Source organism: Bacillota bacterium, assembly GCA_013178415.1.
Taxonomy (GTDB): domain Bacteria; phylum Bacillota; class SHA-98; order Ch115; family Ch115; genus Ch115.
The window spans coordinates 1-12,292 of the sequence record JABLXA010000035.1; the positions used below are offsets into that span (position 1 = coordinate 1).

Here is a 12,292-nt window from a genome sequence, read left to right on the forward strand (position 1 = left end):
GCAATATTTACGACCTGCAGGCGATAATGGGGCATACCACACTGGAAATGGCTAAGAGGTATCTTCATATCACGAGCCGCGACATTAGAGACGCGATGCGGAAAGCATCACCCCTGAACGTGGTGCTGCCTCAAAGGACGAATATGCGGAAGCTCAGAAAATAGGGGAGTATTCATGTTGGAACTTGTCTGTATCAGACTAATGTGTTATGCATGTTGAATACCTCATGCAACAAGGAAGAAGAGGCTCCCTAGTAATTCGGGAGTCTCTCCTTTTCTGGCCTTTGCCCCATTTAAGGGATTGGGCGGGAATTCCCCTATGGGTCAAGCCCAAGAGTCTACCCTATTCATCTGCCTGTGAAAGCCATTGATCTACAGGCTCAGACTCGAAGATTTCCTCAATTTCGCTCGTGGGATATAGATTTAACTCAACTAGGCACCGTTTGATAGCTTTCCCGAAAATCCTCTTTGCAATTATGAGATGTGATCTATCTCCCATGTAGGTAAGTCTGCTTGGGTCCGGGGTCCTTCCATGGACGATATCGTTCCGGAGGTTATAGAGGTCATAAGCCCACCACTCAACAAGGCTTCGAGTCATTTCTCTTTCCGTCTTTCCTCTGCAGTCCTGGACTGTAATCTTTCGCGTCTCATTGATTGGCGCTGGGTCTCGGACAATCTCCTTCACCTTACTCATGAATTCAAACTTGTTGTCAAAATCAAACAGAGACTCAAAGGCTATCACCAGACACACAATTCTTGACCAATCACTGACCATCTCATTTCGGGTCCACGCGCGACAGAACCATTCAAGTGCAGTAAAAATCCTTTGAATCTTGTCCTCCTTACTGTCGACTAGTCTTCCCAATCCAGACGAGAATTCATTACCACAAAACGGAACAAGCGGTTCATACGCAGAGTATGGCTTGAGGAACTTCACCATGTCGACCGACGAAAAGTGCGAATCCTCGATAGTTATACCTGAATGGCCGGGAGAATAGTTTTGAAAATAGACGACCCAAGTATCTGTTGAAACCCTTTCCCACGGGTCATCCATAATCGCTGAGAAAGCTACTGCCCGCGCTACTCTTAAAACGTTTTCGATATCGTCTACATTTAAACCTTGTCTCGGTGATATTACTGACAGACTCTCGCAGACGACCTCCTGCAATCCAGGTCCTAGCTTTGTGTAGAGATAGCGGGAGAAGTATCTTTCAAGTGTAGTCCTTACTAAGGGATCAGTCACATACTTGTCTCGCAGAGACCAAAAATTCCATATTCGGTAATTGCCAACAAGAAGTTCGCTGCCTAGAGATGCCCATGGCATAAACGCAATAGTACAACTGTCTTGTTTCATACTATCTCGCCTCGTATACTCTGGCCTGCATATTCTGGCTGAAATCATAATAAACCCCAGGGAATATGACTGGGCGGCAAAGCCCGCTTGCTCTTAAGTTGCATTTCCTGTTTATTCCTGGTTGCCATTGAATATTGTCATCTAGCAGGCAAAAGAGACTCCCGAATTACCAGGGAGTCTCTTCCTTTTCTACCCTTTGCTATCCCTTTGGGCGGCAATTGGGCGGCAGAAAAGGCAGGCTGAAAGTCTGGTGAGTCATTTGGAGGCAATTTTGCCTACCGCAGCCAGTATCTTCTCACGTTGAAATGGCTTTCTCACAAAGTCTCTCGCACCATTCTTGATAACGTCTATCACTATTGATTCCTGGCCAAGGGCACTACGCATGAGGATGTTGGCTTTGGGCATTCCTCAAGTGCAACCCCAATCTCTATAGGGCCGTATTGGGTAACCAAGGGTATCACAAGCCTTTTGAGGTTTACCGTGGATATTACGGCATCTTTGCCTCGGACAATAGTAGGAGGCGTTATTTTGACTATGTAACCCAATCTTTCAAGTTCCGAGCCTGCCAAACCGGTAATGACATTGCCGAGCTCGCCTATTCCACTTTCTGCGAGACTATCGAATTCCTCTACCGATTGGCCTAGCATGACCTCTATGAGGCTTCTAGCCGTTCCTTCGTTCATACTATACATGACAATACCTCTCAGCTGTCCCGTCACACCTATCAGAACTGTAATGTCGTGGCCGGTGAAGCGTGATTCCTGGAGTGCAAGACGTCCTCTCTCAATCTTGGCGCCGACTTCGGTTTCGAGAACCTGGTAAGCTGCACTTACAAACGGATTTATAAATTGGGCCTTCACGACCATTATGCTCCTTTCTCAGGATGGCTTGCTTGAAGCAGATTGCCAAGATCTAAGGCGGTCTTATCCTTGGAGGGCAAATCTGCCTACTGCAGCCAGTATTTTGTCAGGTTGGAATGGCTTTACCACAAAGTCTCTCGCACCATTCTTGATAGCTTCTATCACTATTGATTCCTGTCCAAGCGCACTGCACATGACAATCTTGGCTTTGGGATCTAAGGAAATGATTTCTTTTAATGCTGTCAAACCATCCATCACGGGCATAGTAATATCAAGAAGCACCACGTCAGGTTTCTCTTCTAAGTATTTCTGGATTGCCTCCTGACCGTTTGATGCTTCTATTACCGTATAGTCCTTGCCCTTCAGGAGGTTCGCAACCCTAAGCCGCATAAAGGCTGCGTCATCCACGATCAACACCTTGCCCATATCCTCTTTCACTCCTTTGGAAGTTGTCATTTTGGAAGTAGCTGTCGTTTGTCGCTATAATCGTTTCTACGTTCTTCTTTTTATCACAATTTCTACCCTGCGATTTAACTGCCTCCAGTGGGGGTCTGTGTTGGGATATTCAGGCCTATATTCCGCGCACCCTACGATTTCAAACCTCCAGGGTTTAAGTCCGCAGTTGTTAATGAAATACCTTACTACAGCCCCGGCACGGGCTGCGGAAAGCTCCCAGTTAGAGGGGTAAAGTATGGTATTTATGGGCAGGTCATCTGTATGTCCCTCCACCCTCAAATCCCTATCGGGAATCTCCCTTAAAACCGCGGCGATCTTCTGTAGAACAGGAAGGGCTTCTGGCCGCAGTTCGCTCTTTCCCAAGTCAAAGAAGACCTGTTCCTTAAGCCTTATCATAATCCCGCGCTTTTCGGAGGAGACAGTTACCTTTCCTGCTAGGCCTTCTCTCTGTATCAAATTGCGGAGTTTATTGTAGAGCTCCTCATCAGATATGCCCGGAGGTGCCTTGGTATTGTCAAGAATCTGTGGGACTATCACTGGCTCAACGGACGTGATTGCCAATGTCCTCCTAAACGATGCCAGGGCCTGCTGAAATCTCTTAAGGTCTACCCTAGAGTAGCTATAAAGAAGTACAAAGAACGTTAGAAGGAGGGTTACCATGTCTGCATATGTCAAGAGCCATTCAGGCGATTCTTCATTTCTTTTCTTGGAACCGAACAGAGTTTTTATAGCCAAATCTGTTTACCTCCTGCATCTCAGATAGCTGCTGCTTCGCCTGAGATATCCGGTTGAGCTTCGCCTTCTTTCTGAGGTCGCTGGCTGATTATGCTTTCCGACCCCTCATTTCGCTTTTTGGGTGAGAGGAACCGGTATAACTTTTCCCTTATCAGCCTGGGGGAATCTTCCTTCCAGATCGCCAGCAAACCCTCCAGCATGAGGATTTTTACAAACATTTCTTGCTCGCTTCTTAATTCAAGTTTTCCGGCAAGCGGATTGCAGATGAGATTTGCCCACAGGGACCCGTAAAGGCTTGTAAGCAGAGCCACGGCCATTCCCGGTCCGATCTTGTCCGGGCTGTCAAGGCTTCTCAGCATTTGAATCAACCCTATCAGGGTTCCTATCATTCCAAATGCCGGTGCCAGAGAGGCCATTGTTCTCAGAATTCGCTGTCCCAGGGCATGTCTTGATTCAAGGGATGCAAGCTCTATTTCCAACATCTGTTTTATGGTATCATGGTCATGACCATCGACAATCAGTTCAATTCCCTTAGCTAAGAACTCATCTTTTATGGTGAGTTCAGCGGACTCAAGTGCCAGGACTCCATCCTTTCGGGCCACCTCTGAAAGTCTTACCATCTCTTCGATTACATCTTGTATCTTAGGGAGCCTTACGATGAAGGCGTTTTTTACGACAGAAAGTAGTCCCAGAATATCAGAAATTGAATAGTTGATTAAGACTCCTGCAAAAGTGCCGCCCATTGTTATCAAAAGGGAGGGCAGGTCAAGGAAGATTTTAACGGAACCGCCCATGGTAATCGCGGCTAATATCAAGATTACCCCTGATATGAGGCCTATGATCGAAGCCGGGTCCATCAATAATCGCTTCCCTTCCGCAAGTTAAACAGGCTTTTAACATAGATCCCTAAGCTGCGGGTGCGGCGCGCTTTGAAGCCATCGAAAGGAGCTCCGAGGTTTCAAGTACGAGGATAACCTGGCCATTACCCAAGATCGTCGCTCCCGCAATTCCTTCAATGTGTCCAAGCTCTTCGCTAAAATTCTTGAGAACAACGTTTTCTACGGTCTTTACCTTGTCTACTACCAACCCTATCTTGCGGTTCATATGATGGAATACAAGAATATTGCCGCTATCGAGGTTTCGCGTCGGAATGCTAATAAGCAATTCTTCCAGTCTGATAAGGGGCAGAGATTCTCCCCTAAAAACCATAGCTTCACCATGCATCACCCGTTGTATCTGTAGAGGATTATACGGAAGTATCTCCAGGATGTCCTGAAGAGGAACAGCATATGTCTGCCCGCCGGCTTCCACCAATAGGGCATCCAAAATTGAGGCGGTAAGCGGCAACCGGAGATGAAACGTAGTGCCCTGTCCCGGTTCTGTCTTTACCTTCACAGTGCCTCGAACCTGTGAGAGGTTATTTTTTACAATATCGAGACCAACCCCTCTTCCCGATATGTCGCTTATTTCCTCGGCTGTGGAGAATCCGGGAGTAAATATCAGCTCCAGAAGCTTTTCCTCATTCATTAGTTCAGGTTTATAGCCGAGAGCCTCAGCCTTGGCACTTATTTTACTGACATCTATGCCGCGGCCATCGTCTTCTACAAATATGTTTAGGTAACTCCCTTCTAATTCGCAGGCCAAACGAATCCTGCCCTTTTTAGGTTTCCCAAAGCGTAACCGGTCCTCAGGATATTCCAGACCATGATCTATGGCATTTCGCACTAAGTGGATAAGAGGATCGGAGAGCACCTCCAGAATATGCTTATCCACTTCCATATTTCCCCCTTCGACAAGCAACTCTGCTTCCTTTTTCAACGTTATGCATAAATCTCGGACCAGACGATGGAAACGTACAAATAATGTGCTGACTGGCACGAGGCGCATTTTGAAAACCTCATGCTGAAGCTCATCTGTAAGGCGGGATAATTGCTTTAGAACTTCTCTAGATGTGTTGATATCGGTTCCACTCCTCTTGGCAAGTTCCATAGTCATTTCATAAAGCCGCTGACGCTGTATGAGGATCTCGCCCACCAGGTCCACTAGATGATCCAAACGGCGTGAATCAACTCGAATGGTTTGTCCCATCTCGAAGTGGCTATCGGGGGCTTCGGAGCGGGGACCAGTATGTCCCTGCTGGTCTTCTGCTTTAGTCACCTGGGCTGATGTGGTTTTTGGAGATTCCGTTTCTTTGTGATGGCTTTCATCTGAATCCCCTGAAGGCTGGATCTCACTGATCGAAAACGGGAAGCCAGTGCCCTTTAATATGTTAATTACCTCTTCCTCATTGCCTTTCAATGTTATAACTAGCCCCTTTTCAGCTTGCAGGAGATCTTTTTCATCATCGCTTGGCCATCTGTGCTCGATGTTTGCGCACCTGCGCAGTTCATTTTCAATCAGAACAGTTCGTGCGAGAACCATTTCCTCCCCATTAAGGTCGATTTCAACCCGAAGCTGGGCTTCATTCGTTTCTTCAAGTGCATCATACATGGAAGAGATGGGGTCGAGTGCTCCTGACCATTCCATCCCTTCCCCAGCTAGTTTGTTAAGGGCATTTCGGATGAGGTCCACCAATACAAGCATTCTGCCGATCAATCTAGGTTTCAGGCATATCTCACCGTTTCTTATCAGTGTTAAGACATCCTCGATACTGTGGGCCATTTCCGCTACGGGAAAGTATCCCATGCTGGCTGCTCCGCCTTTCAAACTGTGAGCCTGTCGGAATGCCTCTTGTATCGACTCATCATCCAGGCCTTCTGTTTCACCGCGAAGGAGGAGTTCCTCAATGCGAGCCACCTGAGATGCTGCTTCTTCCAGAAAAACCTGCTGGAGTTCCTGGTCTATGGTCCCGGTGACGACCCGAGGAAACATTGCGAGGGAAACGAGCACCCGGCATTCCGGGAAATTCGCAGAGAGTTTTTGACGCAGGATTGCAGTGGAAGACAAAGGAGAAACCAGAAGCAGGCGGACTTCTCTGGGCTTAGGCCCAGGAGTTGCAATAATTAAGTCGTGTCCTTGCTCAGTAATCCCAGACCTTGTCTTAAGACTGTTAAAGGAATCTTCAGAGCTACACCAAAGGCTCACTTCGTAGATTTTTGTGTCTGTCTCGGCATATATGGAAAGGGATCCATAATCCCAGGGAGTTAATAGTGAGGACAATGCGTTGCTTACTGCAAGGTCAAATCCAGCCTTCCGAAGTGTGGTAATATCTTCAGCCACTGAGGCCTCTCCGAAAGGTTCCGATGGCCCTTGACGCGAGCTACCTGCATTCCCCTGGTCGGGGGTAAAGACTTTGGTAAGTAAATCGCAGGATTCCACAATCCCCTTACAGAGTTCTTGGGAAAGAAGTTCCCCTTCAGTTTGAGTAGCAGCCTTCAACATCAAAAATCCCATACGGGACAGTGTTTCCCGGGCTTGTGACGTTAGCCCCTCAAAAGCAGCTTTCCATTTCAACTGCGTGAGTGGTTTAAGTGCGGAATGAATATCTTGTTGCGAGACTGCTTGCCTGATGTAGTCTACAAGCTCTATTAGCTCGACCATAACTCATAACCCTCCCCATTACTTCATTCCAAGGTGTAAGGCTTTACTATACCAGATGGAAAACCCTCAAAGAAGGGCGCATATTTCGCCTGGAATCATGTAAAGCGGAAGAATGCGTATTGCTGCTCCTAGTTCGGCTGCCTTTCCCGGCATGCCATAAACTACGCAAGTTTCTTCGGACTCTGCAATTGTAAAGCCACCTTTGTCTTTGATGGCTTTCAGTCCATAAGCCCCATCAGCCCCCATGCCCGTTAGGATAATCCCTAGGGCTTTTCTACCCAAGGTATTTGCGACTGAAATCATAGTTAGATCCACGCAAGGTTTGTAAAGATCCCTCTCTCCCGGTAGCGCTACGCGTAGGCAAAGTTCGTTTCCACTTCCTTCGACCAGCGTTTGGTAGCCAGCAGGCGCTACAAAGCAACTCCCGGGGGTTACCGGGTCACCATCTTCAGCTTCCTTTACCTTCAACCTACTGGACTCATTTAAGCGCTCTGCAAGCAGTTTCGTAAACCCAGGAGGCATATGCTGTGCGACTATGATCCCGCACGGCAAATCTGGAGGAAGACTGCCAAGTATCTTGTGGAGGGCAGGGGGACCGCCGGTAGAGGATCCGATAACGACCAGATCAAAACGTTTTGTCCACTTGCCGGAAGAAGCTATCTTCCCTTCCGCCCTTCTCCGGTCGGACATGATCTGAATGATTTTCTCTCTTCCTAGGGAAGCAGCCGCTCTTACCTTAGTGACGAGTTCATTTGAGATCAATGAGATATCGGTAGATGCAATGGACGATGGCTTCGTGACAAAGTCTACAGCGCCCAAATCTAGTGCTTTTAATGTGACATCTGCTTCGGCCGTGGTAAGGGAACTTACCATGACTACCGGAAATGGTCCCTTTGCCAGAAGCTCTACCAGCGCCTGTAACCCATCCATATTTGGCATTTCAACATCCAAAGTGATTACGTCGGGAGAAAGCTCCTGGGCTATGGCCACCCCTTCCTTCCCATCCTTTGCTGTGCCTACGACTGCGATGTCGCTGCAGGATTCCAACATTTTCCGGAGAGCCAAGCGCATGAAGGCCGAATCATCCACTATCAATACCCTGATCTTCCGTTCTTCCACGCTATTCCGTCCTTTCAGCTGGAGTCTCGTCGGCGTCTTTCACATAATAAAAGTACTTGGGAGTTAATACCACCTGGAATCCGATCTCGTGCCTGAGCTGTTCTGTTTCCCCAAGAACCAAAATTCCCCCAGGTTTGAGCCTTTTTCTAACGTTCTCGATGACATTTTGTCTAAGGGTTTCATTGAAATAGTAAAGCACGTTTCGCAAAAGACAGATGTCAAATTCGCCAGGGGGCCCTGTTTCCTCGCAGAGGAGGTTGGTCCAGCGAAAATCCACAAATCTCTTGATCTCGGGTTTCACCCGAAAAAAATCCCCGGGGAGACGTTCAAAAAATCGCAAATACTCTTGAGGCATGCTTCGAAAAGAAAGGGAACCATGATGGTAAATCCCGGCCTTGGCCTTCTCCAGTGCTCTCCTGTTTATGTCGGTTGCGACAATTGGTGGCTTTAAGTCGCTCCAAACAAGAAAGGGATACTTTGCTGCAATCAGCATGGCAAGTGTATAAGGCTCTTCGCCTGTGGCGCATGCTGCGCTCCATATAGATATCTTCCCTTGGAGCAGGTCATCGAGAGCAAGCTTCTCTTCTACAATATGTTCAAGCACGGCCTGGCCCCGGAAAAAGAAGGTTTCCGTCACGGTTAGATGATCCACCAGGGTTTGAAAGTGCTCTTCCGGTAGATATTTGAATTCAGCCTTGTACTGATGAAGGAAGGTACAGAACTCTTCTATGCTCTGATAACCCAGATTGACGCCCGCTCGTTCTATTTTTCCCAGGAGTATCTCCAGCGGTTGGTTTAGCAGAGTCAACCCTATGCAGTGTTCGAGCCAGCCCAGTATCTCCCTTAATGTTTCCGTGACGAATCCGGTCATCATGTTGTATTTATCCCCTAATTACGCATTGCACTGCAGCTTCTTGTAAACAAGGCAGTCAGCATCTATAGCTTCAAAGAGGGTGTATAGCCCGAAATAGGAAATGGTCTCACCCTCGCCTAAGAATAGCAATCCCCCCGGCCTGAGAGAGGCATGAATTCGTCTTATCGCTGACAGAGCAGCTTGGGGGTTGAAGTAAATCAAGACATTGCGGCAGAATACCACATCAAGGTCTTTGGGATATGGATCCATCCCCGCAAGGTTAAGGCTGAAGAATTGGACCAAGCATTTTACTATGTCCTTGATTCTTAACTGATTCCCCTCGGGAAGTACATACTTTCTGTATTCTTCAGGTATCTGCCACAGCGACTCAATTGGATAAACCCCTTCGGCGGCTATTTCCAGAGCTCCTGTGTCTATGTCCGAGGCTAGGACCTCAACGCCTATATTGTTTTTAAACCCATCGCAGGCTTTCTTGGCCACTATGGCCATTGAGTATGGTTCTTGCCCGAATGAACATCCTGCTGACCACATACGTACTGTTTTACTCCCCGATGCCAGCCTCTGCTTTAGAAATGTTTCAAGGGCCTGAAATTGATTGATATCGCGGAAGAACCGCGTTTCCTTAATGGTGACGCAGGTTATCCAGTCGTTTATGCTGGTTGGCTTTCGCCCCCCTGTGAGGCGTTCAACCCGTGAGGCAAGCATGTCCACCTGTGCAGCGTCATCCTTAAACCCGAGTAAATGGCAGATCCCGTAAAGCTCCGCTCTCATTTTGATTCTGCCCCCTGGAGTAAAGGCAACGTCCAACATGATGAACCCCGTAATTTTCAGGCTTCGGTAGAATTTCACTCGCCCCCAAAAATAGGATCCCCTCCGGAGCAAGCATCCTGACCGCGTTAACGAGGGCTATCTGCTGATATTCAGGCTTCATATGGATGATAACATTCCGCATCATCACAAGGCCGAACCTGTCGTTCCAGCCGGCAGGAGGTTCGCTCAGTATATCATAGTGAATGAACTGCACCCTGTTTCGCAGTGTTTCGGCAATCTGCCAGCCAGCAGGAGTCCGGGTGAACCATCGTTCTCGATAAATCTCGGGCACTTCTCTGAGTTCGTGCGTTCCATATAGACCCTTTCGAGCTATCTCCAGATTCGTTCTGCTTATATCCGCGGCAATTATTCTCCCGAGTTGAGGCTCCCCCCGTTCGAGCACGGTCATGAGGAGGGTATAAGGTTCCTGTCCGCGGGCACAGCCTATGCTAAGCACATCAACGGGGAAGAGTCCCCTTCCGCCGTAAAGAACTACTTCAAGAAGCTCTTCCCAGTACTCCCGGTCACGGAAGAAGTCTGTAGTACTTACCAGGAGCCGCCGGGCGAGCCTTTTTAGCTCGCCCGGCTCTCTCTCGAGCATGTCGGCATATTCTTTCAACGAAAGCCCATTGGGGCAGGAGATCTCTAGTGTCCTCCATCCGGAAGTGTATGCGTCTATTTGAACGTTAGCGCTCTGTTTGAGAATTTCCCGAAACCTTTTCACTTCTATTTCTTCCACGTGTTTGCGTTCTCTCCCTTAATGCCTCAATTGGAGTGTCTGGCCAACTTGCTGAAGGACTGTGTCAAATTCGGAATATGTCCCTTCGCACCTGGTAAGTCCTGTATCTAATTGGTCCCAAATCCGCGGAAGCTTTTCAATTTCGGTTGCCTGAGAGCGGGCGTGTTCGGCAACCTGAGCAGATTGTTTGCGAATACCCGCCACAGCCTGCACAATCTGTTCAGCGGATTTGGTTTGTTCAGATGCGGCTTTGAGAACCTGCTCACTCATCTTCTTAGCATTTGCCACTTCTCCTACAATGAGATCACTGCTGTTTGCGAGTTCCATGGCGCCGCGGGCTACCTGGTTGCTCTGTTCGCGGACATTGGCTACGGCCTGGACAATCTGCTCTGCTGCCTTGGTTTGCTCTCCGACTGCCTTGGTCACCTGCTCGGCACGTTTCCGCATGTTGCCCACGGCAGTGACGACCTGGTCTGCTCCAGAAGCTAACTCTTGAGTGGCTTTGCCAACCTTGGCGGCCTGGTCGCGGACGTTGGCTACCGCCTGCACTATCTGCTCTGAAGACTTCGCTTGCTCGGCAGTAGCCTTAAGCACCTGCTCTCCCATCTTCTTAGCATTTGCCACTTCTCCTACAATGAGATCGCTCCTGTTTGCGAGTTCCATGGCGCCGCGGGCTACCTGGTTGCTCTGTTCGCGGACATTGGCTACGGCCTGGACAATCTGCTCTGCTGCCTTGGTTTGCTCTCCGACTGCCTTGGTCACCTGCTCGGCGCGCTTCCGCATGTTGCCCACGGCAGTGACGACCTGGTCTGCTCCAGAAGCTAACTCCTGAGTGGCTTTGCCAACTTGGGTAGCTTGATCTCTAACATTGGCCACGGCCTGGACGATCTGTTCTACACCTTTTGTCTGTTCTTCGGTAGCTCGTTGCACCTGTTCAGACTGGGTACGGACCTGTCTTACCGCTTCCCTTACCTTATCCCCTGACGCCAGTTGCTCTTCAGTTGAACGAGCGACCCCTTTGACCAGGGTAACCATCTCGGAAGTCTTTGCCTGGATCTCACTGATAGCCTTGGATGTAACTTCGGCGGCTTTTGTGCCCTCTTCAGCCTTGGCAGCCCCCTGTTCCATGGTTCGCACAGCTTCCTGGGTCTGATTCTGTATGCCGCGGATTAATTCGGTGATTTCTTTTGTCGCCTGTGCAGACCTTTCGGCGAGCCTTCTTACTTCATCTGCCACAACAGCAAATCCCCGACCATGTTCGCCTGCCCTGGCCGCTTCGATGGCGGCATTTAGGGCGAGCAGGTTTGTTTGGTCGGCGATTTCCGCTATCACGTTTACAATATCTCCTATCTTTTGACTGCTTGCCCCAAGCTGGCGGATCGCCTCTGCTCCGTCTAGAACTATCTTGCTAATTTCGTTAATGACTTGCACCGCCTGTAGCACGGCATCAGCCCCACGTTGGGTAGCAATGCTCGTTTCTTCCCCGAAATCCGCGGTCTTCTTCACATCGACGGCTACATTCTGGAGTGAGGCTGTCATTTGCTCCGCAGCCGCAGCTGCGGTATCCGTTTCGGCCAACAATCGCTGAGCGTTCTGGGCGACCCCCCGAACTGAAGCAGCCATCTCCTCGATAGAGGATGATATTTCTTCGGCGGAACCAGCAAGGCTTTCGGCGTTCCCTGCGACTCCCTTTATTGAGGATGACATTTGTTCGATAGAGGCCGAGACTTGCTCTACATTGCTTGCAACTTCCTCCATGTCACTGGCGACACCGCGAATCGAGGTGGACATCTCCTCTATGGAGGA

General features: G+C 49.0%; 11 protein-coding genes. All 11 read right to left on the bottom strand.

Features of this window, described 5'->3' with window-relative positions; translation table 11 throughout:
- Positions 1-342: 342 nt before the first annotated feature.
- The 11 genes from HPY52_16075 to HPY52_16125 all read right to left on the bottom strand — a co-directional run bounded on the left by HPY52_16075 (position 343) and on the right by HPY52_16125 (position 12,244).
- Positions 343-1,353 (bottom strand): hypothetical protein, encoded by a 1,011-nt coding sequence (locus HPY52_16075; protein NPV81750.1) that lies wholly within the window; start codon positions 1,351-1,353, stop codon positions 343-345.
- Positions 1,354-1,706: 353 nt separating this feature from the next.
- Positions 1,707-2,213 carry a chemotaxis protein CheX gene (locus tag HPY52_16080; GenBank protein NPV81751.1) on the bottom strand — a complete coding sequence of 169 codons (507 nt, stop codon included), beginning with the start codon at positions 2,211-2,213 and terminating at the stop codon, positions 1,707-1,709.
- Between the two features lie 63 nt (positions 2,214-2,276).
- Positions 2,277-2,639, bottom strand: a complete 363-nt coding sequence (locus HPY52_16085; protein NPV81752.1) for a response regulator — start codon at positions 2,637-2,639, stop codon at positions 2,277-2,279.
- A 66-nt stretch (positions 2,640-2,705) separates the two neighbouring features.
- Positions 2,706-3,404, bottom strand: a complete 699-nt coding sequence (locus HPY52_16090) for an OmpA family protein (protein NPV81753.1) — start codon at positions 3,402-3,404, stop codon at positions 2,706-2,708.
- A gap of 20 nt (positions 3,405-3,424) precedes the next feature.
- Entirely contained in the window at positions 3,425-4,261 is an 837-nt protein-coding gene (locus HPY52_16095) for a motility protein A (protein NPV81754.1), read from the bottom strand.
- Positions 4,262-4,310: 49 nt separating this feature from the next.
- Complete coding sequence (locus HPY52_16100) at positions 4,311-6,944, bottom strand: chemotaxis protein CheA (protein NPV81755.1); 2,634 nt, start codon at positions 6,942-6,944, stop codon at positions 4,311-4,313.
- 66 nt (positions 6,945-7,010) lie between these two features.
- The gene (locus HPY52_16105; protein NPV81756.1) at positions 7,011-8,015 is read right to left on the bottom strand and encodes a chemotaxis response regulator protein-glutamate methylesterase; all 1,005 of its coding nucleotides are present in this window, start codon (positions 8,013-8,015) and stop codon (positions 7,011-7,013) included.
- Between the two features lie 49 nt (positions 8,016-8,064).
- Positions 8,065-8,937 carry a protein-glutamate O-methyltransferase CheR gene (locus tag HPY52_16110; protein NPV81757.1) on the bottom strand — a complete coding sequence of 291 codons (873 nt, stop codon included), beginning with the start codon at positions 8,935-8,937 and terminating at the stop codon, positions 8,065-8,067.
- 18 nt (positions 8,938-8,955) lie between these two features.
- Positions 8,956-9,708 (bottom strand): protein-glutamate O-methyltransferase CheR, encoded by a 753-nt coding sequence (locus HPY52_16115; GenBank protein ID NPV81758.1) that lies wholly within the window; start codon positions 9,706-9,708, stop codon positions 8,956-8,958.
- Complete coding sequence (locus tag HPY52_16120; protein NPV81759.1) at positions 9,665-10,486, bottom strand: hypothetical protein; 822 nt, start codon at positions 10,484-10,486, stop codon at positions 9,665-9,667. The genes HPY52_16115 and HPY52_16120 overlap by 44 nt, the downstream gene beginning before the upstream one ends.
- A gap of 18 nt (positions 10,487-10,504) precedes the next feature.
- Entirely contained in the window at positions 10,505-12,244 is a 1,740-nt protein-coding gene (locus HPY52_16125; GenBank protein NPV81760.1) for a hypothetical protein, read from the bottom strand.
- Positions 12,245-12,292: the final 48 nt, after the last annotated feature.